The organism is Helicobacter pylori FD535 (genome assembly GCF_000296015.2).
GTDB classification, from domain to species: domain Bacteria; phylum Campylobacterota; class Campylobacteria; order Campylobacterales; family Helicobacteraceae; genus Helicobacter; species Helicobacter pylori_CT.
This window is the reverse complement of sequence record NZ_AKHP02000019.1, coordinates 11,648-35,935: the sequence shown is the minus strand read 5'-3', so window position 1 is coordinate 35,935 and position 24,288 is coordinate 11,648. Positions and strand designations below refer to the sequence as shown.

Annotated in this window: 20 protein-coding genes, 3 tRNA genes and 3 pseudogenes; 17 read left to right on the top strand and 9 right to left on the bottom strand. The window is 39.2% G+C overall.

Features of this window, described 5'->3' with window-relative positions; all coding sequences use genetic code 11:
- Nucleotides 1-29 precede the first annotated feature (29 nt).
- Nucleotides 30-1,376, top strand: a complete 1,347-nt coding sequence (gene gdhA / locus DV63_RS12000) for an NADP-specific glutamate dehydrogenase (RefSeq protein WP_000275128.1) — start codon at nucleotides 30-32, stop codon at nucleotides 1,374-1,376.
- 18 nt (nucleotides 1,377-1,394) lie between these two features.
- Here the strand turns inward: gdhA and DV63_RS11995 are convergent.
- The 4 genes and pseudogenes from DV63_RS11995 to hemH all read right to left on the bottom strand — a co-directional run.
- Nucleotides 1,395-1,523 (bottom strand): annotated as a pseudogene (locus DV63_RS11995) (fucosyltransferase); the annotation flags it as partial.
- A gap of 27 nt (nucleotides 1,524-1,550) precedes the next feature.
- A complete protein-coding gene (locus tag DV63_RS11990; RefSeq protein WP_000793264.1) occupies nucleotides 1,551-4,361 on the bottom strand; it encodes a cytochrome c biogenesis protein in 2,811 nt (936 codons plus the stop codon).
- Nucleotides 4,362-4,370: 9 nt separating this feature from the next.
- The gene (locus DV63_RS11985; RefSeq protein WP_000492198.1) at nucleotides 4,371-5,042 is read right to left on the bottom strand and encodes a SoxW family protein; all 672 of its coding nucleotides are present in this window, start codon (nucleotides 5,040-5,042) and stop codon (nucleotides 4,371-4,373) included.
- Between the two features lie 76 nt (nucleotides 5,043-5,118).
- Nucleotides 5,119-6,123 (bottom strand): ferrochelatase, encoded by a 1,005-nt coding sequence (hemH, locus tag DV63_RS11980; protein ID WP_001049038.1) that lies wholly within the window; start codon nucleotides 6,121-6,123, stop codon nucleotides 5,119-5,121.
- A gap of 55 nt (nucleotides 6,124-6,178) precedes the next feature.
- Between hemH and DV63_RS11975 the strand changes: the two genes are divergently transcribed.
- Together DV63_RS11975 and DV63_RS11970 are read left to right on the top strand one after the other, a co-directional pair.
- Nucleotides 6,179-6,610 carry a hypothetical protein gene (locus tag DV63_RS11975; protein ID WP_000892121.1) on the top strand — a complete coding sequence of 144 codons (432 nt, stop codon included), beginning with the start codon at nucleotides 6,179-6,181 and terminating at the stop codon, nucleotides 6,608-6,610.
- On the top strand, nucleotides 6,611-7,291 hold the full coding sequence (locus DV63_RS11970; RefSeq protein WP_001213179.1) for a 16S rRNA (uracil(1498)-N(3))-methyltransferase: 681 nt from the start codon (nucleotides 6,611-6,613) through the stop codon (nucleotides 7,289-7,291).
- A 23-nt stretch (nucleotides 7,292-7,314) separates the two neighbouring features.
- On the opposite strand, the gene DV63_RS11965 is transcribed toward DV63_RS11970, so the two are convergent.
- Nucleotides 7,315-9,429 carry a porin family protein gene (locus DV63_RS11965; RefSeq protein WP_000943627.1) on the bottom strand — a complete coding sequence of 705 codons (2,115 nt, stop codon included), beginning with the start codon at nucleotides 9,427-9,429 and terminating at the stop codon, nucleotides 7,315-7,317.
- A gap of 159 nt (nucleotides 9,430-9,588) precedes the next feature.
- Complete coding sequence (gene dcd, locus DV63_RS11960; RefSeq protein WP_000523118.1) at nucleotides 9,589-10,155, bottom strand: dCTP deaminase; 567 nt, start codon at nucleotides 10,153-10,155, stop codon at nucleotides 9,589-9,591.
- Between the two features lie 130 nt (nucleotides 10,156-10,285).
- Here dcd and accB point away from each other — a divergent pair, with 130 nt between their 5' ends.
- From accB to pseC, 6 genes and pseudogenes are all read left to right on the top strand, one after another.
- Entirely contained in the window at nucleotides 10,286-10,756 is a 471-nt protein-coding gene (gene accB / locus DV63_RS11955; protein ID WP_001053815.1) for an acetyl-CoA carboxylase biotin carboxyl carrier protein, read from the top strand.
- Between the two features lie 5 nt (nucleotides 10,757-10,761).
- On the top strand, nucleotides 10,762-12,129 hold the full coding sequence (locus DV63_RS11950; protein ID WP_001031281.1) for an acetyl-CoA carboxylase biotin carboxylase subunit: 1,368 nt from the start codon (nucleotides 10,762-10,764) through the stop codon (nucleotides 12,127-12,129).
- A gap of 93 nt (nucleotides 12,130-12,222) precedes the next feature.
- Nucleotides 12,223-13,184: pseudogene (locus DV63_RS11945) on the top strand (SAM-dependent methyltransferase).
- Nucleotides 13,184-13,731: pseudogene (locus DV63_RS11940) on the top strand (restriction endonuclease). The pseudogenes DV63_RS11945 and DV63_RS11940 overlap by 1 nt, the downstream one beginning before the upstream one ends.
- Before the next feature lie 88 nt (nucleotides 13,732-13,819).
- Nucleotides 13,820-14,419: a hypothetical protein gene (locus tag DV63_RS11935; protein WP_000036563.1), complete on the top strand. Its 600-nt coding sequence runs from the start codon at nucleotides 13,820-13,822 to the stop codon at nucleotides 14,417-14,419.
- Nucleotides 14,416-15,543 (top strand): UDP-4-amino-4,6-dideoxy-N-acetyl-beta-L-altrosamine transaminase, encoded by a 1,128-nt coding sequence (gene pseC, locus DV63_RS11930; protein ID WP_000657276.1) that lies wholly within the window; start codon nucleotides 14,416-14,418, stop codon nucleotides 15,541-15,543. The genes DV63_RS11935 and pseC overlap by 4 nt, the downstream gene beginning before the upstream one ends.
- Nucleotides 15,544-15,581: 38 nt before the next feature.
- On the opposite strand, the gene DV63_RS11925 is transcribed toward pseC, so the two are convergent.
- Nucleotides 15,582-15,666 (bottom strand) — tRNA-Leu (locus DV63_RS11925).
- Between the two features lie 199 nt (nucleotides 15,667-15,865).
- Between DV63_RS11925 and DV63_RS11920 the strand changes: the two genes are divergently transcribed.
- The 4 genes from DV63_RS11920 to truA are packed head-to-tail and all read left to right on the top strand — an operon-like array spanning nucleotide 15,866 to nucleotide 19,307.
- Entirely contained in the window at nucleotides 15,866-16,891 is a 1,026-nt protein-coding gene (locus DV63_RS11920) for a ribonucleotide-diphosphate reductase subunit beta (RefSeq protein ID WP_000454016.1), read from the top strand.
- Between the two features lie 9 nt (nucleotides 16,892-16,900).
- Nucleotides 16,901-17,530, top strand: a complete 630-nt coding sequence (pcm, locus tag DV63_RS11915) for a protein-L-isoaspartate O-methyltransferase (protein ID WP_001084538.1) — start codon at nucleotides 16,901-16,903, stop codon at nucleotides 17,528-17,530.
- Nucleotides 17,531-17,540: 10 nt separating this feature from the next.
- Nucleotides 17,541-18,578, top strand: a complete 1,038-nt coding sequence (locus DV63_RS11910) for an LptF/LptG family permease (protein WP_000975502.1) — start codon at nucleotides 17,541-17,543, stop codon at nucleotides 18,576-18,578.
- On the top strand, nucleotides 18,579-19,307 hold the full coding sequence (gene truA, locus DV63_RS11905; RefSeq protein ID WP_001203313.1) for a tRNA pseudouridine(38-40) synthase TruA: 729 nt from the start codon (nucleotides 18,579-18,581) through the stop codon (nucleotides 19,305-19,307).
- Here the strand turns inward: truA and galE are convergent.
- A complete protein-coding gene (galE, locus tag DV63_RS11900) occupies nucleotides 19,301-20,335 on the bottom strand; it encodes a UDP-glucose 4-epimerase GalE (protein WP_001196137.1) in 1,035 nt (344 codons plus the stop codon). The genes truA and galE overlap by 7 nt on opposite strands.
- Nucleotides 20,336-20,449: 114 nt before the next feature.
- Here galE and DV63_RS11895 point away from each other — a divergent pair.
- From DV63_RS11895 to DV63_RS11880, 4 genes are all read left to right on the top strand, one after another.
- A tRNA-Ile gene (locus tag DV63_RS11895) sits at nucleotides 20,450-20,526 on the top strand.
- Between the two features lie 15 nt (nucleotides 20,527-20,541).
- Nucleotides 20,542-20,617, top strand: a tRNA-Ala gene (locus DV63_RS11890).
- Between the two features lie 283 nt (nucleotides 20,618-20,900).
- A complete protein-coding gene (locus tag DV63_RS11885; protein WP_000826263.1) occupies nucleotides 20,901-22,436 on the top strand; it encodes a hypothetical protein in 1,536 nt (511 codons plus the stop codon).
- 21 nt (nucleotides 22,437-22,457) lie between these two features.
- Nucleotides 22,458-23,210, top strand: coding sequence for an SDR family oxidoreductase (locus tag DV63_RS11880; RefSeq protein WP_000101120.1), 753 nt, complete (start codon nucleotides 22,458-22,460; stop codon nucleotides 23,208-23,210).
- 188 nt (nucleotides 23,211-23,398) lie between these two features.
- Here DV63_RS11880 and hcpC read toward each other — a convergent pair whose 3' ends face one another.
- Nucleotides 23,399-24,271 carry a Sel1-like repeat protein HcpC gene (gene hcpC / locus DV63_RS11875; RefSeq protein ID WP_000892783.1) on the bottom strand — a complete coding sequence of 291 codons (873 nt, stop codon included), beginning with the start codon at nucleotides 24,269-24,271 and terminating at the stop codon, nucleotides 23,399-23,401.
- Nucleotides 24,272-24,288: the final 17 nt, after the last annotated feature.

Sequence of the window (24,288 nt, the reverse complement as noted above, 5' to 3'; positions counted from 1 at the left end):
AACACTTAAAATCATAAAGGATGCCGCTTATGTATATTGAAAAAATCCTCCAATCTTTACAGAAAAAATACCCCTATCAAAAAGAGTTCCATCAGGCCGTCTATGAAGCTATCACTTCTTTAAAACCCCTTTTAGACAGCGATAAAAGTTATGAAAAGCATGCGGTTTTAGAGCGTTTGATTGAGCCTGAAAGGGAGATTTTTTTTAGGGTGTGTTGGCTAGATGATAACCATCAAATCCAAGTCAATCGAGGGTGTAGGGTTGAATTCAATTCAGCTATTGGCCCTTATAAGGGAGGTTTGAGATTCCACCCTAGCGTGAATGAAAGCGTGATCAAGTTTTTAGGCTTTGAACAAGTGCTGAAAAATTCGCTCACCACTTTGGCTATGGGGGGCGCTAAGGGGGGGAGCGATTTTGACCCTAAAGGGAAGAGCGAGCATGAAATCATGCGTTTTTGCCAAGCGTTCATGAATGAATTATACCGCCATATTGGAGCCACGACTGATGTGCCAGCTGGGGATATTGGCGTGGGCGAAAGAGAGATTGGCTATTTGTTTGGGCAATACAAAAAATTAGTCAATCGTTTTGAGGGCGTATTGACCGGTAAAGGACTCGCTTATGGGGGGAGCTTGTGCAGAAAAGAAGCTACCGGCTATGGGTGCGTGTATTTTGCGGAAGAAATGTTGCAAGAGAGGAACAGCTCTTTAGAGGGCAAGGTTTGCAGCGTTTCTGGGAGCGGTAATGTCGCAATTTATACCATTGAAAAATTGCTTCAAATAGGAGCCAAACCGGTAACGGCGAGCGATTCTAATGGCATGATTTACGATAAAGACGGCATTGATTTAGAGCTTTTGAAAGAGATTAAAGAAGCGCGTCGTGGGAGGATCAAAGAATACGCTTTAGAAAAAAAGAGCGCGAAATACACCCCCATAGAAAATTACCCCAAAGGGGGGAATGCGGTGTGGCATGTGCCTTGTTTTGCGGCTTTTCCTAGCGCGACCGAGAATGAATTGAGCGTTTTAGACGCTAAAACCCTCCTTTCTAACGGGTGCAAATGCGTGGCTGAAGGGGCGAACATGCCCTCAAGCAATGAAGCGATTGGATTGTTTTTACAAGCTAAGATTTCTTATGGCATAGGCAAGGCGGCTAATGCTGGGGGGGTGAGCGTGAGCGGCTTGGAAATGGCGCAAAACGCGAGCATGCACCCTTGGAGTTTTGAAGTGGTGGATGCGAAATTACACCACATTATGAAAGAGATTTATAAGAATGTCTCTCAAACCGCTAAAGAGTTTAAAGACCCTACTAATTTTGTGTTAGGGGCTAATATCGCTGGTTTTAGAAAAGTAGCGTCTGCGATGATAGCGCAAGGGGTTTGATGGGTTTGTTTTACAAACTTACTTTTTAACCCATCTCCTTATTAAACGCAACAAAGGTAAGGATTTTTGATAGGCTTTGCGATAGATTTTAAAAGAGGTGTTTTGAGATAGTTCCAATAAAGGTGAAGCGTTTTCTATAAAGGCGTCTAGTAAGGGTTGGAACATGGTTATCCTTTAAACCAATTTAGGCAAACTCAAATGGCGTTTGAAATACGCCAAGATCACGAGAGCAAAAGGTATCGCTACTAAAAAGTATAAAAAAGTAGGGATAGGCAAGGGATCGCCTGCGGCATAGCTGTGTAAGCCAGAAAGGTAGTAATTCACGCCAAAATAAGTCATTAAAACCGAATAAAACCCTAAAACGCTGCTGCTCGCTAAAATAAAGGGCCAATTTTGAGAGCCTAGAAAACGCAAATGCAAGATTAAAGCATAGACGCAAATAGAAATCAATGCCCAGGTTTCTTTAGGGTCCCACCCCCAATAGCGCCCCCAAGATTCATTCGCCCACACCCCGCCTAAGAAATTCCCGGCTGTGAGCATGAACAGGCCTAAAATCATGCTCATTTCATTGATAGCACTAATGGAGAGGATGGTTTTGTCCAAATTGAAACGCCCTTGTTTGCGCAAAATAAACAAAACCAAACTTAAAATCCCTAGCACAAAACACAAACCTAAAAAGCCATAACTAGCGGTGATGACAGAAACATGGATATTGAGCCAATAGGATTTTAACACCGGCACTAAATGGCCAATTTGAGGATCCATAAAGCCTAAATGAGCCACAAAGAGCGCGATACCGGCCAAAAAGCTAGAAGCCGATAGTGCGAGTTTGGAGCGTAAAACAAACCCTGCGATAACAGAAGCCCATGCGATATAAAGCATGGACTCATAAGCGTTGCTCCAAGGCGAATGCCCGCTCACATACCAGCGTAAAACTAGCCCCATAGAATGAGCGAGTGCGCAAAGCAAGATAGCCACATAAAGGATTTTAGTGGGCCAAACATTTGGAATCGTGTTTTTAACAAGAGAGCTGATCACAACGATAAAAAGCAACAACCCTAGAAAAATATAAGGCAAAGTCAGGCGGTTAAAAAAATTGGTGTGGTTTAAAAAAATTTCAGAATCCACTTTAGAAGAGGGCAAATAGAGGTTTTTGGCATGCTCTTGTTGGTAAACGCTCAAATCTTTTAGGGTTTTTTCTACTTTATCCCATTGATTGGTTTTTAAAGCGTCATCAAACCCGCTAAAAATATTTTTTAAAAACGCCGTTGCCACGCTTGAAATTTCTTTATTGGGGCTGTTGATCGCTTCAATAGGCGAGAGCCAAGCGGTGGTTTTATCGCTAGGGAAAATGCGTAAAAATTGAGCGCTAAAAAGCGTATAGACTAAGTTGATTCGTTCATCTACTTTTAAGACATCTTTATCCAACTCGTTGCGCGCATTGGGGGATTTTTGATTGACTTCTTCAACAAGATTTTTTAATTTATACCCACGGCTATCAAACACGTCTCTAAAAGCGATACGGCTCTCGTCTAAAGGCGTGCCGATAAGCTTTCTTAAGGCTTTACTAGAAGTGTAAATCATCTTAATACTGCGCCAATCATTGGGGAAAAACATGATCCCTAAAAGCGTTTGCATGGCGTTTAGCCCCTGAAAATCATCTTTTTTTAAAATCTTATGGATATACTCAATGCTAATGGTATCAAGGGGTTTGATACGCCCGTCAAAATCCTGGACTTGAAGCCTTTGAAAGGCTTTTAAGTGGTCTTTGGAATACTCTCTTAAATGCTTCAAACGCTCTAAAACAGCGCTTTTAGAATCCTCTTTATTGGCGGAATTTTCTACGCTTTGTCGTTCTGTTGGAGTGCTTTTGCCCCCATGCATGTCAATTGGAGCTTCATTGGCGAACGAGGAAGTAAAAGGGCTGATCAAAATTAAAGCGATCAAGAAACTAGCGGCTTGTTGGGATTTTAAAAAGCGTGAAAGCTTCAAAAAACGCCCGTTCTTATCCAAAAGCAACCACAAAGCCCCTAAAATAAGCATCATATACCCTAAATAAGTGGGGATTTTACCCGGGTCTTTATTGACAGAGAGGATCGTGCCTTTTTCATCCGTATCATAGGAAGATTGGAAAAAGCGATAGCCTTCATAATCTAAAACATGGTTCATAAAAATCCTATAAGGTTTGATCAAGGTGTTATCCAATTTCAAAACTTCCACTTCTGAAGCGTAAGATGAAGGGCTCATAGAACCGGCGTAACGCTCTAACTCAAAACGCTTCAGTTTGATTTGAAAGGGCAATTCAATGTAAGCGGATCCAAAACTTAAAGAGAGCTTGTCGTCTTTAAACGTCTCGCTTTCTTCTATGCCTTCATTCCTGTTGTTTTTAATGAGGTTGAATTTGTGGCTCACGCCGTTATAGGTCGCTTTTAACACTAAAATGGTAGCGTCATCTTTTTTAATGGCGTTTTGCTTGTAAATCTCTAAGGGTTCTAAAATCAAAGGCTTGTGATCTAAAGTGGCATGAATGGGTCTTAATCGTTTGGAATAATAAAAGGTTAAAGGCGTTTTTAAAGAAAGTTTGGTGGTGTCATTAAGAGTGATATTAAGGTAAGTGTCCGTGCTTTCAAAAGAGCTTTGCGCGCTATTTTCTCGCACATGCATAAGCCCTTCTACGCCAAAAAATCGTGTGATGGCTGCCCCTAAAATGATTAAAATCAAGGAGCTGTGGAAAAAAAGGCTTGCGTATCTTTTGCGCTCTAAAGCTTTAGAATTAATGAATGTGCCTATTAAAACCACCAACAAATACGCATGCAAGAAATTAAACCAAGGGGTGTTATACACAATCGCCTTACTCGCGCTCGTGCCGTAATCGTTTTCTATAAAAGTGGCTATCGCGCACGCTAAGGCATAGAGTGCCATTAAAGGGATAGCGACCCAAAAAGAAGCCAGCAAAAAAGAAAGCAGGCTTTTGAGATTCTTCATTAGACTTTCCTAGTTAGACTTGCTTTTAGAAAGGTTGGTTTTATACTTGATGTAAGCCTTTAATTTTTTAGTGAGATCCTCATCGTTTTTCGTGTCTTGATACTTCCCATCGCCGATAAATTCTAACACGGCTAAAAATTGCGTAGAGGGCATATAGCCGGGCAATTCATAGATGGTTTTGCCGGTTTTATCGGATAAAACAATCGTAGGGGTGGATTGGACGGCATAAATTTGCGCTAATTCTTCTGTGGACATTTTGATTTCTTTTTCATCATTTTTATCCTTATCGCCGACTTTAAAATCATGCTCTTTGGAGTAGCTGATATTGACATAGTAAGCGCTAAAATGCTCTTTAATATAGTCGTGCAATTCTTTGACATTTTTGAGATCTTTTTTAAGCCTTTCGCAATAGGAGCAACCATTACGGCCAAACACTAAAAGCATGTATTTGTTATTAGGGCTAATGGACTTATTGTCTAAAAAAACATCTTCTAAACCGGCGTAGCTCTTTTTGTCTATGTTGTCTCGCTCATCGTTTAATTCTTTGGAGCTTTGAGAGCCGGAGCTTAAAAGATTTTCATCTAACTTGTCTTTATTGTTGGATTTGCAAGCGCTTAAAAATAGCGAAATCAATAATAAAACGCTTAAAAATTTCTTGGAAACATAAGAGAGTGAAAACATGAAATAACCTTTATCTTTTAATGGGTTTGGAAACTAGGTATCTTACTACAATAATCGCTTTTTTATGCGCATTTTACTATTCCTTGAGATTTTTAACCCGTTCAATGATAAATTTTGCGAACTCTATGGAATCGTTTAAGCATGGGCAAACTAAATATTCTTTAATTGCCAAGCGCTCTGCCATCAAGCGGTATTGCATGTCTAATTCATAGAGCGTTTCAGAATTATCAATCGTGAAAGCTAAAGGATAGATAATAATATGAGACTTGCGGTGCTTTTCTATCAATTCTTCAGTGCTTGGCTCTAGCCATTTCATAGGCCCTAGCTTGGATTGATAAGAGAGTAAGACTTCTTTAAAAGGGATATTCTTTTGTTGCATCAACTCTTTTAGCAAACTCACATGGTGTTCGCATTCTTGCTGGTAAGTATCGCCGGCATCAATAACACTTTTAGGTAATCCATGGACGGAAAAGATTAAGACAAAATCCTGGCTTTTGCGGTTGTTTAGGGCGCTTAAAATCGTGTTTAAAATGATTTCATTAAGCTTTTTGTCAGCATAAAAGCGCTCTATGACTCGCACTTTAGGGCGGAAAGTTTCTAAAGATTTGAGAGCGTTAAAAGCGTCATTGAAACTAGAAAGGGTGGTCGTGCTAGAATATTGCGGATACATGGAAAAAAACACCAAGCTTTCTACCTCTTTTAAGGCTAAATCTTGCAAGACCATAGACGCATAAGGGGGGGTATAACGCATCGCATAAGTGTAAAAGCGAGAAGGATCCAATTGGTTCAAACGCTCTGTAAGGGCGAATGTGATAGGCGTTAAAGGGGATTTGCCTCCTAATTTTTCATAGATTTTTTTGGATTTTTCTATGCGGCTATTGACAATCATTTTACCCACCATTTTACGCATAAAATTATTTTTAATGGTAAGGATAAAGGGGTCATCAAACATGTTTTTTAAAAACACCCCCACTTCATAAAGGCTGTTAGGCCCTCCCATATTCAAAAGAACGACTGCTTCTTTGGGGGATTTTGCGGCGTTATTTTCTAAATTATTCAGCTTTTCATTGATTAAATTCATTGGTGCATGCTAAAATAAAACGATTAATAAAAAATAAATCGTTAGAAAGAAGTTAATGTTAGAGATGAGTTTGCAAGCATTAAATACACAAGATTCTTCTGTGATGGCTCAATCCTTGCTTATCCATGCCTTTTTTGCCGCCCTGCTTGCCCTAGCCTTTATGATCAATCTTTACACCCTTTTTAAAGAGAAAAATTTGATCCAATTGAACAAAAAAATCTATCTTGTCATGCCAGCGATTTACATTCTTTTAAGCATCGCTCTTTTGAGCGGGATTTTTATTTGGGCGATGCAACAATTTGAATTTTCTTTTAGCGCTGTTGTCATGCTTTTAGGGCTGTTGTTGATGCTGATAGCAGAAATCAAACGCCATAAAAGCGTGAAATTCGCTATCACTAAAAAAGAGAGGATGGAAGCGTATATCAAAAAGGCTAAAATCCTGTATTTTTTAGAAACGATTCTTATTGTTGTGTTAATGGGCCTTTGAATGCGTTTTGTCTACCACCCTTTAGCCAAAGAGCCTGTTTTAAAAATAGAAGGCGAGAGTTATACGCATTTATACCGATCAAGACGCATCAAAAGCGCGAGTCGTTTGGATTTAAGAAACTTAAAAGACGGCTTTTTATACACCTATGAGCATGCAGAAATCACTAAAAAACACGCCCTTTTAAAGCTAGTGGGCGGGCGATTATTAGAGGTTATGGCCAGTAAAAAAACGCATTTGATTTTAAGCGTGATTGAAATCAAAAGCGTTGAAAAAATCCTACCCTTTTTAAACCAGTTAGGCGTGAGCAAGTTGAGTTTATTCTATGCGGATTTTAGCCAGCGTAATGAAAAAATAGACAGCGCTAAATTAGAGCGCTTTCAAAAGATTTTGATTCATTCTTGCGAGCAATGCGGTAGGAGCGCTTTAATGGAATTGGAAGTGTTTTCAAACACTAAAGAGGCACTAAAAGCTTACCCTAAAGCGAGCGTTTTGGATTTTAAGGGCGAAACTTTGCCCACAAGCATGGGTTTTGAAAAGGGCGTTATCATAGGGCCTGAAGGGGGCTTTAGCGAACAAGAAAGAGGGTATTTTAAAGAGCGTGGAATTTATCGCATCCCATTAGACATGGTGCTAAAGTCTGAGAGTGCATGCGTGTTTGTGGCGAGTATCGCGCAAGTTTAGGGGGTTATTGGGGATTTTAAATCCTAGAAAATCCACCCGTAATTAAAAAACACTTTAAAATGGCTACCCCCCTCATTCAAAACAACAGAGTCCGCATAGATGCCATTATTAGAAGCGATTTTAATACCGCTTTGGATTAAAGGAACGCTAATGCCTACAGAATATTTGGAATGCTTGTAGCGGTAATTAAACCCAGTAACTATATCTAAATTACCGCTTCCTTTGACCTGGTTGAAAACATAGTAGCTGTTGTATAAGCCCCTTAACCCCCCAAACACCCCAAAAGAGGAAGCAAAAATTTTTTTAGTGGGATTGTCTTGCTTTTTATGGGTATAAGTGGTGATGAAATCAAATAACACATCCATTCCCCCACCATAGCTTAATTGCTGGATTTTTTCATCGTTAGCTTGAGCGTAGTTGTATTTGATGATGCCGTAATAGGCTAACCCTATGTAGTCATTGAAATAATGTTGGTAGCCTATTTTAACATTAACCCCTAAAATAGGGCTTCTAAAATTCTTACTTGAAGAGCGGTAAGTGGTGGTGGAAGTGGTGGAAAAATTTTGTGCGATCGCACTGACCATAGAGGTTGCAAAATTTTGTGTGTTCAAACTGGCGTCTAAATAGTTGGCTTGGCTGCTCAAATTAGCGAAATTAATAGGCAGAGCGTTTTGGTTGATGAGCTGTTGCCAAACAACGGTGGTAACCCCTATAAGCCCAGCGGGGACTTGAGCGCAATTCGTATAAATGGAATTGGGGTAATTGCCCGCTGTATAGACTTGGTGGTTGTCCTTATAAAAAGAACATACATTATAGGTGTAACCATCCTGATCTTTTACTTCTTTTCCGTTTGTAAATTTTAGTTCTTCTTTTCCATTGACCAATTCTTCTTTCCCACCCTCACATTCTTGTATAGCTCCGCCGTTTTCTTGACACAAGCGCACCCTTTGATAAGTCATGTTCCCGTTATGGGTATAGCCTTTAGTGTGGCTAAATTCATGGATAATGTCTCTTAATTCCACAATATCAACTTTGTTCAAAGTTTTACCAAACAATTTTTCAGGGTTTAATGCAGAAGCCATTATCGCTAAATTGCCATCGCCTTCATCAAGTTCATACCCTAGCCCCACAAAACCTGATTTCATGATGTTCACTTCAAGATTGATCGCCCTTCTAAACGCATCTACAACGGATTGAGGGGTTAGCACATAGTGTTCATAGATGTGAGCGACACGCCCGTTATTGAAAGGGTTCACGCATTTAGGGTAATCAGAGCCGCACTCTGATGAACTGTTAGAAAATTGGAAGGGGGCGTTTAAAATGGCTTCTTTCCAAGCTTTAGAGTCAAACACCGCAATCATGTTCAGCATCAAATTAGTCAATTCTTCTGCGGTTTGTGGGGTGAAATCTGACATGCAATTAGTGCAATTGCCCTTAAAATTGTTGTTATTAGCATTTTCATAACTCATCACTACATGTGTCGTGATCTGACTGATCTTGTCAAACAAACTCTTTGTGCCTAAATCAGAAAAGGGGGTGGCAGTGGCTTTGAGTTGTTGGAAAACAAAAGGGTCTTTTTTGAGAAGTTCAGGATCGTTAAGCTCTGGGTCATTAAACAAGCTTGCAGGCAGGGTAATTTGAGATTGTTTAGGGATGGTCTCTATCACGCCTAAATGGATTACTCTACCTTGTTTGTCTTTAAAGGTAAGCTCAACATTACTTAAATCATAAGGCAGAAAGTTTTGTATCGTTACACTCCCATTAGCCGCGCTTGCATACACAGGATTTAAAGAGTCAAAGGTGAGATTAGGGATGTTTTTTGTGGTGAATAGAGCGCTCGCCTTTTTTACAATAGCGCTTTTTTGGATGTAGTATCTCCCATAAACGCTTTGTGGGGTGGCTGTATCGCTTTTGTTTGGTTCTTTAGGTTGTTCTTTAATTTGCGGGTGAGTTAGGGGGTTTTTTTGGATTTTTTGGGTGTTTTGAGCTGTTGCTTCTTCTTTGGTTTGTGCGCCTTCTAATAATCCGGTTTCAAACCCGGCTTCTATAAAAAAGCCGTCTTTTTGGTGTTTTTGAAAAGCTTCTAAAGGGTTGAACAAGCCGATTAAGCAAATCGTTTTACTAACGAATCTTAGCATGGTAATTTCCTAAATGGTTTAGCGTTTTGTTCTCAAAGAGTTTGTAACTCAATCAAACTGAAGTTTCGTATTATAATACATTTTTGAGAAATTGCGGTATTGTTTGTATTAAAAAATAAACAACGATCACAAGGATAAGCGCTTTTATCTTTCTTCAAATCACTTTAAAATTTTAGGCAAAGTGATACCCACTTGCCCTTGATACTTACCGCCTCTGTCTTTATAGCTTTGCTCACACACCTCATCGCCTTGTAAAAACACCACTTGCGCGATCCCCTCATTGGCATAGACTTTAGCCGGTAGATTAGTGGTGTTAGAAATTTCAATCGTGATATAGCCTTCAAATTCCGGCTCAAAAGGCGTAACATTCACAATAATCCCGCATCTGGCGTAAGTGCTTTTGCCCAAACAAATCGCTAAGGTGTCTTTAGGCATTTTAAAATACTCTATCGTATGGGCTAGGGCGAATGCGTTAGCGGGTAAGATAAAAAAGCCCTCTTGGCTCGCATCAATTTTAGTTGCGTTGTTGGGGTCAAAGTTTTTAGGGTCAATTAAAGCGTTTCTGTTATCAAAGAGCATGAACTCACTCCCCACTCTAATATCATACCCATAACTGCTCAAACCATAGCTGATCACATTCTTACCGACTTGCTTTTCGCAAAAAGGGCTAATCATGCCATGCTCTAAACTCATTTTTTTAATCCAAGAATCCGCTTTCAATCCCATATACACAAAGCCTTTAAAGTTTGTTAATAATTATGTTATTATAACAATAATTTTTTGCTAAAAACGCTTATGGTTAGTGAGATTATGTGTTTGTGGCATATTTTAAAATAATATTAAGGAATAAATCGTTATGAACCTTTCTGAAATTGAAGAGTTGATCAAAGAATTTAAAGCTTCTGATTTAGGGCATTTGAAATTAAAGCATGAGCATTTTGAGTTGGTTTTGGATAAAGAATCCGCTTATGCGAAAAAAAGTGCGTTAAATCCCGCCCATTCTCCAGCCCCCATTATGGTAGAAGCGAGCATGCCAAGCGTCCAAACCCCTGTGCCTATGGTATGCACCCCTATTGTGGATAAAAAAGAAGATTTCGTGCTTTCGCCTATGGTAGGCACTTTTTATCATGCGCCATCCCCTGGGGCTGAGCCTTATGTCAAAGCGGGCGACACGCTTAAAAAAGGGCAAATTGTGGGCATTGTAGAAGCGATGAAAATCATGAACGAAATTGAAGTGGAATACCCTTGCAAGGTGGTTTCTGTTGAAGTGGGAGACGCTCAACCGGTAGAATACGGCACGAAACTCATCAAAGTTGAAAAGCTCTAAAATCCATGAATAAAGAAAATAAAAAGGTAGAAAAAAAAGAGCTTTCACGCATTTTGATCGCTAATAGAGGCGAGATCGCTTTAAGAGCGATCCAAACCATTCAAGAAATGGGTAAAGAATCCATAGCCATTTATTCTATCGCTGACAAGGACGCCCACTACCTCAATACGGCTAGCGCCAAAGTGTGTATAGGGGGAGAAAAATCCAGCGAGAGTTACTTGAATATCCCTGCGATCATTAGTGCGGCGGAATTGTTTGAAGCGGATGCGATTTTCCCTGGGTATGGGTTTTTGAGTGAAAACCAGAATTTTGTAGAGATTTGCTCGCACCATTCTTTAGAATTTATTGGCCCGAGCGCGAAAGTCATGGCTTTAATGAGCGATAAATCCAAAGCCAAAAGCGTGATGAAAGAAGCCGGCATGCCTGTGATTGAGGGCAGTGATGGGTTGCTTAAAAGCTATCAAGAAGCTGAAGAAATCGCTGATAAAATCGGCTACCCTGTCATCATTAAAGCGGCCGCTGGTGGGGGCGGGAGAGGCATGCGCGTCGTAGAAGATAAATCCAAGCTCAAAAACCTTTATCTAGCCGCCGAAACGGAAGCTTTGAGCGCATTTGGCGATGGGAGCGTGTATTTAGAAAAATTCATCAACAAGCCTAAGCACATTGAAGTCCAAATTCTAGCCGATAAGCATGGCAATGTCATTCATGTGGGCGAAAGGGATTGCTCGGTGCAAAGACGCCAGCAAAAGCTCATTGAAGAAACCCCGGCAGTGGTTTTAGAAGAGGGCGTTCGTAAGCGTTTGTTAGAAACAGCGATCAAGGCCGCTAAATACATCGGCTATGTGGGGGCTGGGACTTTTGAATTTTTGCTGGATTCCAACATGAAAGATTTTTATTTCATGGAAATGAACACTCGTTTGCAAGTGGAACACACCATTAGCGAAATGGTGAGCGGGTTAAACCTCATTGAATGGATGATTAAAATCGCTCAAGGCGAAGAATTGCCCAAGCAAGAAAGCTTTTCCCTCAAAGGGCATGCGATAGAATGCCGAATCACTGCAGAAGATCCTAAAAAATTCTACCCAAGCCCGGGCAAAATCACCGAATGGATCGCTCCTGGTGGGGTGAATGTGCGCCTTGATTCGCATGCGCATGCTCATTATGTCGTGCCTACGCACTATGATTCTATGATTGGCAAGCTCATTGTGTGGGGTGAAAACAGAGAAAGAGCGATCGCTAAGATGAAAAGGGCTTTAAAGGAATTTAAAGTAGAAGGCATTAAAACGACCATTCCTTTCCACCTTGAAATGCTTGAAAATGCGGATTTCAGGCAAGCAAAAATCCACACGAAGTATTTAGAGGAAAATTTTTAAGTTTTAAGGATTTTCTTAAGCATGATTTAAGGATTTTAAACGATCAGAAAAAATCAGCATTAAATTTTATGATTCTATAGTAAAGTTTTTTTCATGCAAACCTTGTTTAAAGAAATTACCCCTAAACGCTATGTCAATGGCAATGAGATGAAAGAAAATTCTAGCAATGTTCTAGATCAGTATTTCACTAAGCCTAGTGTGGCTTTAAAATGCTTTCAAAAAGCTTGTGAAGTGATTAAAAAATACGAAAATCTGGATGACTTTATTTTTTTAGAGCCAAGCGCAGGCGATGGGGTGTTTTATGACTTGTTCCCTAAAAATAGACGCATTGGTATAGACATTGAACCCAAAAGAGATGGATTTATTCAATGCGATTTTTTAAATTATAAATTGCCTACGCATCAAAAAGTGATTTGCTTGGGCAACCCTCCTTTTGGGCATCGTGGGGTTATGGCGTTAGAATTTATCAACCATGCTAGAAATTGTGATTTTGTGTGTTTCATCCTACCCATGTTCTTTGAAAGTCAAGGAAAAGGCTCTATTAAGTATCGTGTGAAAGGTTTGAATCTGCTTTATAGCGAACGCTTAGAAAAAAATGCGTTTATAGATTTTAAAAATAAAGAAGTGGATGTGCATTGCGTGTTTCAAATTTGGAGCAAAAAGTATCAAAACAAAAAAAGTGAATTTTTTGGTATAAGAATCGCCATAAAGAACCCTTTGGCGAGTATATCAAGGTTTTCACGGTTTCGTTAGCTAAAAACAGAGAATGCGGTAAAGAGTGGATTTTTAATCAAAAAGCGTCTTTTTACATTTCATCAACTTTTTACAAAAGCACACAAATTGTAGAGAACTTTGAGGAAGTTAAGTATAAATCTGGTATCGCTGTGGTATTTACTAGCACTAACAAGGCTTTAAACGCTAAATTAAAAAAACTATTCAAAGAGATTGATTGGACAAAATACGCAAGTTTAGCGACTAATTCTTGCTATCATTTAGGAAAAAGTCATATTTTTCAAGCCTTATATGATCATTTAGATAGTTTAAAGGATAATTGATGGACTTAGAGCAAACTTTTTTAAAAATTATTGAAAAAAACATGAAGAATTGAATTTAGGACAAGATTACAACGCTATTTTTTCAAAAATTAGAGATTTTGAAGCCAACGCTATAGGGCAGATTGGTGAAGAGTTTTTAAAAAGCGTGCTTAACGCCATAGACGAAGTAATCAATGATGGCGTTATTCATGATGAATACGATATTATGACAAAAAGTGGCGTATCCTTTGAAGTTAAAACAGCGCGAAAAGGCAGAACTAACAACACTTTTCAATTCAATGGTATAAACCCACGATACAACTATGATTTTTTGATTTGTTTAGGAGTGCGCGAAGACAAATTGCTTTATAGAATTTTTAAAAAGGATGAGATCAATTACATTCATAAAGAAAGAAAATACTTTATGAAACAAAATGAGTTTAAAAAGCAATTGGTGCCAATGAATCCTGATAATCAAGTCAATTATAAGCTCACTCTCAATATTAAAGAATTGGAAGAAATTACAAATCTCATCAAAGAGTTAGAAAGGGTTTTAGGGTTAGATTAATATTTTTAGATAGAATTGAGTGGATCAAAATGTTTTTAGGAATAGAGTTTGCTTATCTTTAAGAAAGTCCAATGAAGTGGAGGATAAGATGTCTAAGATTTCAAATCATTATAACCCGTCTTTGATGGTGAGGGATTACCACACCCAAAGGGTTGGTTCGCACGCAAGAAAAGAAGAAAATAAAGAAATTCAAAATCTTTCAGAGAATGATGAAAAAATCAAATTAGCCAAACAAGCCAAGCAGGATAACCTAGCCATAGGGGATTTAGAAAGCCGCCTTAAAAGCTTAAAAGGCATGGATAAAGACGCTAAGGAATTGGTGGGGATTTCTAAAGCTTACGCTCATAATAATGGAAAAGATCGAAGCGATTTTGAGCATTTCAAAAGCCGTTTAGACAAAGCGATTGATTCTTTCAATCAAAAATCCGGCAATGATAGTTTGAAACTCCCTAGCAATATTGATATTGACGACACGAAAGCTTTGGAAAAATTTTCAAAATCATTAGAAAGTGAGAAAGAAAACATTCAAAACTCTTTGCACCAGTGGAAAAAACAGCTCGCTGAAACGAATCATTTAAACAAGGAATACAACACCTTAGATAAAACGAGACTGAACGCTCAAAAATTCCAAGATGTCCATGACACAAGCAAGATCACCCCATCTCGCTTGCAAGACTTGCTCGCTTGAAAGAGTTTGCTTATAGCGAGCCTTGTTTAGATGAAGAAGATAAAAAGGCTGTTTTAGAGGTTTTAAATTCCAAACAGCTCACGCAAGGCAAACGCTCTCTTTTGTTTGAAGAAGCTTTGTGCGAGTTTTTGGGCGTTAAGCATGCGTTAGTGTTTAACAGCGCGACTTCAGCCCTTTTAACGCTCTATAGGAATTTTAGCGGATTTAACGCTGGTTGTAATGAAATCATCACCACCCCCATAAGCTTTGTGGCGACGGCTAACATGCTTTTAGAAAGCGGTTACAAACCCGTATTTGCTGAAATTAAAAACGATGGCAATATAGATGAATTAGCCCTAGAAAAGCTCATTAACGAAAAAACCAAAGCCATAGTGAGCGTGGATTATGCTGGTAAAAGCGTGGAAGCAAAAAGCATTCAAAAGCTTTGCAAAAAGCATTCTTTGAGTTTTCTTTCTGACAGCTCGCATGCTCTAGGGAGCGAGTATCAAAACCAAAAAGTAGGAGGCTTTGCGTTAGCGAGCGTGTTTAGTTTCCATGCCATTAAACCTATCACTACGGCTGAAGGGGGAGCGGTCGTTACTAACGATAGCGAATTGCATGAAAAAATGAAATGGTTTCGCTCTCATGGCATGTTCAAAAAAGATTTTTTTGAAGGCGAAGTCAAAAGCATAGGGCATAACTTCCGCTTGAATGAAATCCAAAGCGCTTTGGGTTTGAGCCAGCTTAAAAAAGCCCCCCTTTTCATGCAAAAAAGAGAAGAAGTCGCTCTAACCTATGACAGGATTTTTAAAGATAACCCTTATTTCACACCTTTACACCCCTTGTTAAAAGATAAAAGCTCTAACCACCTTTATCCTATTTTAATACGCCAAAAATTTTTGACATGCAAAAAACTCATTTTAGAAAATTTGCACAAGCGTGGCATTTTAGCCCAAGTGCATTACAAGCCCATTTACCAATACCAATTATACCAACAGCTCTTTAACACAGCCCCATTAAAAAGCGCAGAGGATTTTTATCGCGCTGAAATTTCCTTACCTTGTCATGCGAATTTAAGTTTAGAGAGCGTTCAAAACATCGCTCATGGCGTTTTAAAAACTTTTGAGAATCTTAAGATAGAATAAGTTTCATTTATAGGGCTTCAAATTTTAATCATTAAGAATGGTGCGGAAGAAAGGAATCGAACCTTCATGCCTTGCGGCGCTAGATCCTAAGTCTAGTGCGTCTACCAATTTCGCCACTTCCGCACACCGCACGCAATCGCATGCATAAGAAGTAGAAAATAAAGAAGCAGTATTTTAGCTTTTTAATCCTTTAAAAATACTGAAAGATTGAAGTTTTTTAAAATTTGGAGTTTTTTCTGGCTTTTAGGGGGTTTTAAATTCTTTTAAGGTATTCTAACAAGGCTATATCATTAGATAGGTTTTAAGGAAATTAAGGAACAAAATGGAAGTTTCACGCAAGAAAATTTACAACCCCAATTCTACAGAAAGTGTGAATGAAAGAAAGATTTTTGGGGGCAATCCTACAAGCATGTTTGATTTGAATAAAATCAAGTATCAATGGGCGGATCATTTGTGGAAAACGATGCTCGCTAACACCTGGTTTGCTGAAGAAGTGAGCATGAATGATGACAAAAGGGATTATTTGAAATTAAGTGCGGAAGAAAAGATCGGCTATGACAGAGCTTTAGCACAACTCATTTTTATGGATAGCTTGCAAACCAATAATTTAATTGATAATGTCAATCCCTTTATCACCAGTCCCGAAATCAATTTGTGTTTGGTGCGTCAAGCTTATGAAGAAGCCTTACACAGCCATGCGTATGCGGTGATGGTGGAAAGCATTAGCGCGAATACTGAAGAAATTTATGACATGTGGCGTAACGATATGCAATTAAAAAGCAAGAATGACTATATCGCGCAAGTGTATATGGAATTAGCCAAAAACCCTACAGAAGAAAACATTCTCAAAGCGCTTTTTGCTAACCAGATTTTAGAGGGGATTTATTTTTATAGCGGGTTTAGCTATTTTTACACTTTAGCTAGGAGCGGTAAAATGCTAGGATCAGCGCAAATGATTCGTTTTATCCAAAGAGATGAGGTAACGCATTTGATTTTATTCCAAAACATGATCAACGCTTTAAGGCATGAAAGAGCGGATCTATTCACGCCGCAATTGATTAATGAAGTCATAGGAATGTTTAAAAAAGCGGTAGAAATTGAAGCTTTGTGGGGGGATTATATCACGCAAGGCAAGATTTTAGGGCTCACTTCAAGCTTGATTGAGCAATACATCCAGTTTTTAGCGGATAGCCGTTTGAGTAAGGTGGGTATCGCTAAGGTTTATGGCGTCCAACACCCCATTAAATGGGTAGAGAGCTTTTCAAGTTTCAATGAGCAACGCTCTAATTTCTTTGAAGCTAGGGTGAGTAATTACGCTAAAGGGAGCGTGAGTTTTGATGATTTTTAAGGGGCTTGTTTGAATAGTATCAAAAACCATTTGATGTGTGAAGAAATCCATAAGCGTTTCAACTTGCACCCCAAAGTGAGAGAGGCTATGGAGAGCATTGAAAGAGAAGTTTTTGTGCCAGCCCCTTTTAAACATTTTGCCTACACTCTAAACGCGCTTTCTATGCAAGCGCAACAATACATTTCTTCGCCCCTAACCGTGGCCAAAATGACGCAATATTTAGAAATTGATCATGTGGATAGCGTGTTAGAAATTGGCTGCGGGAGCGGCTATCAAGCGGCGGTGCTGTCTCAAATTTTCAGGCGCGTTTTTAGCATTGAAAGGATTGAGAGCCTGTATTTAGAAGCGCGTTTGCGCCTTAAAACTCTGGGTTTAGACAATGTTCATGTTAAATTCGCTGATGGGAATAAGGGTTGGGATCAATACGCCCCCTATGATAGGATTTTGTTCTCTGCTTGCGCTAAAAATATCCCTCAAGCGCTTATCGATCAGCTTGAAGAAGGCGGGATATTAGTCGCGCCCATTCAAGAAAATAACGAGCAAGTGATCAAACGCTTTGTGAAGCAAAATAACGCCTTGCGCGTCCAAAAAGTGTTAGAAAAATGCTTGTTTGTGCCTGTTGTAGATGGGGTGCAATAAAGATTAAGGCATGATGAAACACTATCTTTTCATGGCGGTTTCGCAGGTTTTTTTCTCTTTCTTTTTAGTGCTGTTTTTTATCTCCTCTATCGTGCTATTAATCAGTATTGCAAGCGTAACGCTCGTGATTAAAGTGAGCTTTTTGGATCTAGTGCAACTCTTTTTGTATTCCTTGCCTGGAACCATTTTTTTTATTTTACCGATCACTTTTTTTGCGGCTTGCGCTTTGGGGCTTTCAAGGCTTAGCTATGACCATGAATTGTTAGTGTTTTTCTCTTTAGGGGTTTCGCCTAAAACAATGACTAAAGCGTTTGTGCCTTTGAGTTTGTTAGTGAGCGCGATTTTATTGGTGTTTTCGCTTATTTTAATCCCCACTTCTAAGAGCGCTTATTACGGGTTTTTGCGTCAAAAAAAAGACAAGATTGATATTAACATCAGAGCGGGTGAATTCGGGCAAAAATTAGGCGATTGGCTCGTGTATGTGGATAAAGCTGAGAACAATTCCTATGATAATTTAGTGCTTTTTTCCAATAAGAGCCTTTCTCAAGAAAGCTTCATTCTGGCTCAAAAAGGCAATATCAACAATCAAAACGGCGTGTTTGAATTGAATTTATACAAAGGGCATGCGTATTTCACTCAAGGCGATAAAATGCGTAAGGTTGATTTTGAAGAATTGCATTTGCGCAACAAGCTCAAGTCTTTCAATTCTAATGATGCGGCTTATTTGCAAGGCACGGATTATTTAGGTTATTGGAAAAAAGCCTTTGGCAAAAACGCTAATAAAAATCAAAAACGCCGTTTTTCTCAAGCGGTTTTAGTTTCATTGTTCCCTTTAGCGAGCGTGTTTTTAATCCCCTTATTTGGCATCGCTAACCCGCGATTCAAAACGAATTGGAGTTATTTTTATGTCCTTGGAGCGGTTGGGGTTTATTTTTTAATGGTGCATGTGATTTCTACGGATTTGTTTTTGATGACCTTTTTCTTCCCCTTTATTTGGGCGTTTGTCTCTTATTTGTTGTTTAGAAAATTCATTTTAAAGCGTTATTAGATGCGTTGTTTTAAGGCTACTATCGCTTATGATGGGGCGTATTTTTTAGGCTATGCCAAACAGCCCAACAAACTCGGCGTTCAAGATAAAATAGAGAGCGCTTTAAACGCGCTAGGGATTAAAAGCGTTGTGGTTGCGGCTGGGCGCACGGATAAAGGCGTGCATGCGAATAACCAGGTTTTATCTTTTCACGCTCCAAAACACTGGAATGCCGCTAAATTATTTTATTATCTAGCCCCCAAACTCGCCCCGCATATTGTCTTAAAAAAACTAGAAGAAAAAAACTTTCATGCGCGTTTTGACGCTCAAAAAAGAGCGTATCGTTACCTTTTGACGAAGAATTTAAAAACGCCTTTTTTAGCGCCTTATATCGCTTGTGGGGATTATGGCTCACTAGATTTATTAAATACCGCTTTAAAGCAATTCACAGGCAAGCATGATTTTTCCATGTTTAAAAAAGAAGGCGGGGCGACAACCAATCCTAAACGCGTTATTTTTAACGCTTTTGCTTATAAAACCTTTATCGCAGGGCATGAGTGCGTGGTGTTTAAAATCATTGGCGATGCGTTTTTACGCTCTAGCGTGCGTTTGATCGTTCAAGCGTGCGTTCAATACTCCTTAGAAAAAATCACGCTCGCTGAAATTCAAGCGCAAATCCACAACCTCAAAGCCGCTATAAGAACGCCCATAATGGCTAATGGCTTGTATTTGCACAGGGTGTATTATTGAAATCTCAAAAGGTGTTCTTCCCAATCTAGAGCGCTTTTGATAATGGTGTCTAGGTTGTTATAAAGGGGTTTGAAAGGGGTGTTTTGTAAGATTTTAGCGTTATTGGCAATAAGGCTTGCTGGATCGCCCTGTCGTTTGTCTAAAATTTCCACTAAAAAATCGTTGTTTGAGATTTCCTTAACCTTTTCTATCACTTCTTTCACGCTATGGCCTTGATTGTAGCCGACATTATAAATCTCGCTCTTATTTTTTTCTAAAAGGGTTTGATAGCCCGCTAAATGCGCGTTAGCCAAATCATCTACATGGATATAATCCCTAATGCAAGTGCCATCTCTTGTGGGGTAGTTAGCACCAAAAATCCCCATTTTTTTCCTTTTCCCTACCGCGCATTCGCATGCGATTTTGATCAAATGCGTGGCGTTGAGCGTGCGCTGGCCTAGCGTGTAAGGGGTGGTATAATCATTGTGCATGCATGCCCCAGCCACATTGAAATAGCGCAAAATAACGCATTTAAAATCCGCTATTTTAGAAGTGTCCAATAAAATCCTTTCGCTCATCATTTTAGACGCTCCATAAGGATTAATGGGTTTTAAGGGGCTTTCTTCGTTCAAGCTTGAACTAGATTCGCCATAAACCACGGCCGTAGAAGAAAAAATAAAACGCTTGATTGCATGTTTTAAGCAAAGTTTGACAAGCTCTAAAGTGTTGAGCGTGTTGTTGGTGTAGTATTCTAAAGGCAAGCGCGTGGATTCTTCTACTGAGATTTTAGCCCCAAAATGCAAGATAGCTTCAATGGGATCTTTTAGTTGCTGCTTGTTCAAAAACGCGTCCAATTTTTGCGTTTCATTCAAATTCGCTTGAATAAACACAACCCTATTAGGGTAATAATGCTCTAACGCTTTGATATGTTCTAAAAAACCGGTGCTGAGATCATCTACAATAACGATGTTTTCTTTGGTTTTTTCTAAAAACGCCCTTGCGGTATGCGAGCCTATATACCCGCACGCCCCTGTGAATAACAATGCCATAAAACCCCTTTTGAAATGAAAAAATAACGGGTATTATAACATCTTAATCCCGTTTATTATTTAAGGATTTTTTAAGAAAGTTTAACCTATAATTTCATCTTTATTGACTTTGAAGGGCTTATAGCTCAGGTGGTTAGAGCGCACCCCTGATAAGGGTGAGGTCGGAGGTTCAACTCCTCCTAAGCCCACCATTTTTACCAATCTTTGGGGAATTAGCTCAGCTGGGAGAGCGCCTGCTTTGCACGCAGGAGGTCAGCGGTTCGATCCCGCTATTCTCCACCATTATTTTTCTCCTTGAATTTTTTTATCCATCATGTTTGGTTGAGAAAATCCTAAACGATTGGATCGTCCTTGTTTAACACCGCAAGTCTTTTAACTTAAAACTCCTTGATAAAAGATTGAATTAAATTGATATTTTTTATTTGCTTTGTCCTTTAAAATCTATAAAACCCCTATCGCTATCAAAATCCTTATTACCGCTCGTTAAGGCTTTATAAAAAATGTTAGAAACCCTTACAAAACAAGCTAATATATTCCATTCAATTTGCTTCAAGGACAAACAAACATGAAAAGACTTCTTTATGCCATACTTGCGCTTCTTTTAATCAGCCTTTTAACAACCTATCTCATCCTTTTTACAGAATGGGGGAACAAAATCATCGCTTCGTATATAGAGAAAAAAATCAATCCGAACGAGCACTATTTGAGCGTTAAAACCCTTAAATTGAGATTCAACTCTTTGGATTTTAAAGCTCAAGCCAACGATGATTCTACGCTCATTCTTAAGGGTGATTTTTCACTTTTAAAGCAAAGCGTGGATTTGAATTACCATATAGATATTAAAAATTTACGCTCTTTCAAAGAATGGATACCCTACCCTTTAAGGGGGGCTATTACTACTTCTGGGAATATCAAAGGGCATAGAAAAGCCCTTATGATTCAAGGCGTCTCTAATGTGGCTCAATCCCACACTGCCTACAACGCCCTTTTAGACGATTTCAAGCTTTCTCACTTAAGTTTGAACGCACAAGACGCCAATTTAGAAGATTTGCTTTATTTATTCAACCGCCCCACTTATGCGAACGCAAAAGTGTCTTTACAAGCGGATTTTAACTCTCTAAAGCCTTTAGAGGGGCATTTGACTCTAACAGCCAATAACGCTTTAATCAATAACGCCCTAATCAATCAAATGTTTCATTTAAACCTTAAAGACACGCTTATCTTCAACCTCTCGCACTCAAGCAACTTTAAAGAAAACAAAGCCATCAGCGATACCACCATAACTAGCCCTTTAGCCAATTTTACAGCCCTAAAAAGCGAATATTTTTTCTCTGCTTTAAAACTCAACGCCCCCTACACTTTAGAAATACCCAATCTGGCCAAACTCCATAACATTACCAACCACCCCCTAAAAGGGAGTTTGACTTTAAAAGGCGCTATAGAGCAAAGCCCCAAACTCTTAAAAGTCAGCGGCCATTCAAATTTACTGGACGGCACGCTCTATTTCACGCTTTTAAATAAAGATTTGAAAGCCCGTTTTTCCAATATTTCCACTTTAAAAGCTTTAGATTTATTCAATTACCCTAAGTTTTTCCAATCCCTTGCAGACGCTAATTTGGATTATGACTTTAGCGCTAAGCAAGGCGTGTTGAAAGCCCGCCTAAAAAACGCAAGATTTATCAAAAATTCATTCAGCGATTTCCTCTACTCCATTTCTAAATTTGATATTACTAAAGAAATTTATAACGATGCCAATCTGGTAAGCCAAATCAACCAGCAACGCCTGCTCTCTAATCTCAGCATGAAAAGCCCCAAAACCCAATTACAAATCCATAACGGCTTATTGGATTTAAACACCAAGCAAATGGACATGCTCATGGATGCGGAAATCTTAAAATTCATTTTTAAAATGAAACTTCAAGGCAACATGCACCAGCCAAAATTTTCCCTCATTTTAAACGAAAAAGCCATCCAACAAAACCTGCAACAAGGCTTGAAAGAAATCTTGAAAAACAACACCCTTAAAAAAGGTTTAGACCATTTGCTTAAAGATGATAAGCTCAAAGAAAAGCTTGAAAAAGGGCTTAAGGGGCTTTTTTAACCCTAATTTTAAAGGATAGAAATGGCGCGCATTCTAGTTAGCGGGGCGACTTCAGGGTTTGGGTTAGAAATCGCTAAGGCGTTTTTACAAAAAAACCATGTGGTTTTTGGCGCAGGGAGGCGAAAAGAGAATTTGCAAGAATTGCAACTCGCTTATCCCAAGCATTTCATTCCCCTGTGTTTTGATCTTAAAGACAAGCTTGAAACTAAGCGGGCGGTAGAAACTATTTTTTCCATGACGGATCGCATTGACGCTTTAATCAATAACGCCGGTTTAGCGCTAGGCTTGAACAAGGCTTATGAATGCGAGCTAGACGACTGGGAAATCATGATAGACACGAATATCAAGGGGTTGTTGTATCTCACTCGTTTGATCTTGCCCTCTATGATAGAGCATAACCAAGGGACTATTATTAATCTTGGCTCTATCGCTGGCACTTACGCCTATCCTGGTGGGAATGTCTATGGAGCGAGTAAGGCGTTTGTGAAACAATTTTCTCTAAATTTGCGAGCGGATTTGGCTGGCACTAACATTAGAGTGAGCAATGTTGAGCCCGGTTTGTGCGGTGAAACCGAATTCAGCATGGTGCGTTTTAAGGGCGATAAGATAAAAGCCCAATCCGTCTATGAAAACACCATTTACCTCAAACCACAAGATATTGCTAACATCGTTCTATGGATTTATGAACAACCCTTGCATGTCAATATCAACCGCATAGAAATCATGCCCATAAGCCAAACTTTCGCCCCCCTACCCACCCATAAAAACCCTTAAGGGTTTTAAGAATAAATTTAAACTTTAACAACTCTTTAACTGATCTTCAAAAAAAGGGATTTTGGTTATTTTATTTTAAACTCATTATTTTAAGAGAATAGGGAGTGTTTTGAAACAATCCTCCCCTAAAATACGCCTAACCCCCAAAAGAGCGCTTTTTAAAGCCGTTTGATGAAGCTTTATTCAAACTAAACTTTAATCTTAAGCTGCTTGAGAATATCGCACGCCCCTTTAGCGCCTAATTTACAGCCTTTTTTAAAGTTTTCTATGGCTTGCTTTTCATTCCTTGTTACGCCTTCACCATTGTATTGCATGGCCCCCAGATTGAAACACCCTCCGCCATTTTCCAATTCGCATGCTTTAGAATAACGAGCGAGAGCCTCTTTAAAATTCTTCGCCACGCCATCGCCATGATGATACATATTCCCTGCGTTAAAGCATCCTGGGCTGTCTTTTAACCCACAAGCTTTATCATACGAAGCGAGCGCCTTTTTCAAATCTTTAGGCGCGCCTCTGCCTGCATCATACAAGCTCCCTAATATCGTGCAACCATCGCCATCGTTCAAATCGCAAGCTTTAGCGAAATATTCCACCGCTTTTTTAAAATCCCTAGTTACCACTTTACCATCATGATAAATCCCCCCTAAACTCGCGCACCCTTCAGCGTATTTCAAGTCGCACGCTTTAGAATAGTATTGTAAGGCTTTATTGGTGTTTTGGGACACACCTTGCCCGCTGTAATATAAATTCCCTAATAGATGACACCCGTTGCTGTAATTTAAATCGCAAGCTTTAGCGTAAAAGGAGGCGGCTTTTTTCAAGTTCTTTTCCACCCCTTGCCCTTGATAATAAAGCACCCCTAAATTAAAACACCCGCTATTTTCTTTCAAATCGCAAGCTTTTTCAAAATATTTCTTAGCTTGAGTGAAATCTTGCTCTTTGTAGCTCTTTGCACCCAAACCCACAAGCTCTTTAGGATCTTGCTCTGCCATTAGCCCCCCTAAACACAACGCACCCAAGCACAAAACCCTAAAAAGGGATTTTTTGACATTTTCTAACATGATGTATCTCCTTATTA

Bases quoted from the DNA above. Each gene is read 5' to 3' on its own strand.
- DV63_RS11910 (WP_000975502.1), top strand. From the start codon at position 17,541: ATGATGAAACACTATCTTTTCATGGCGGTTTCGCAGGTTTTTTTCTCT.
- DV63_RS11975 (WP_000892121.1), top strand. From the start codon at position 6,179: ATGTTAGAGATGAGTTTGCAAGCATTAAATACACAAGATTCTTCTGTG.
- DV63_RS11985 (WP_000492198.1), bottom strand. From the start codon at position 5,042: ATGTTTTCACTCTCTTATGTTTCCAAGAAATTTTTAAGCGTTTTATTA.
- DV63_RS11935 (WP_000036563.1), top strand. From the start codon at position 13,820: ATGTCTAAGATTTCAAATCATTATAACCCGTCTTTGATGGTGAGGGAT.
- truA (WP_001203313.1), top strand. From the start codon at position 18,579: ATGCGTTGTTTTAAGGCTACTATCGCTTATGATGGGGCGTATTTTTTA.
- DV63_RS11920 (WP_000454016.1), top strand. From the start codon at position 15,866: ATGGAAGTTTCACGCAAGAAAATTTACAACCCCAATTCTACAGAAAGT.
- gdhA (WP_000275128.1), top strand. From the start codon at position 30: ATGTATATTGAAAAAATCCTCCAATCTTTACAGAAAAAATACCCCTAT.
- DV63_RS11950 (WP_001031281.1), top strand. From the start codon at position 10,762: ATGAATAAAGAAAATAAAAAGGTAGAAAAAAAAGAGCTTTCACGCATT.
- DV63_RS11970 (WP_001213179.1), top strand. From the start codon at position 6,611: ATGCGTTTTGTCTACCACCCTTTAGCCAAAGAGCCTGTTTTAAAAATA.
- DV63_RS11880 (WP_000101120.1), top strand. From the start codon at position 22,458: ATGGCGCGCATTCTAGTTAGCGGGGCGACTTCAGGGTTTGGGTTAGAA.
- DV63_RS11885 (WP_000826263.1), top strand. From the start codon at position 20,901: ATGAAAAGACTTCTTTATGCCATACTTGCGCTTCTTTTAATCAGCCTT.
- galE (WP_001196137.1), bottom strand. From the start codon at position 20,335: ATGGCATTGTTATTCACAGGGGCGTGCGGGTATATAGGCTCGCATACC.
- DV63_RS11965 (WP_000943627.1), bottom strand. From the start codon at position 9,429: ATGCTAAGATTCGTTAGTAAAACGATTTGCTTAATCGGCTTGTTCAAC.
- dcd (WP_000523118.1), bottom strand. From the start codon at position 10,155: ATGGGATTGAAAGCGGATTCTTGGATTAAAAAAATGAGTTTAGAGCAT.
- hcpC (WP_000892783.1), bottom strand. From the start codon at position 24,271: ATGTTAGAAAATGTCAAAAAATCCCTTTTTAGGGTTTTGTGCTTGGGT.
- hemH (WP_001049038.1), bottom strand. From the start codon at position 6,123: ATGAATTTAATCAATGAAAAGCTGAATAATTTAGAAAATAACGCCGCA.
- DV63_RS11990 (WP_000793264.1), bottom strand. From the start codon at position 4,361: ATGAAGAATCTCAAAAGCCTGCTTTCTTTTTTGCTGGCTTCTTTTTGG.
- accB (WP_001053815.1), top strand. From the start codon at position 10,286: ATGAACCTTTCTGAAATTGAAGAGTTGATCAAAGAATTTAAAGCTTCT.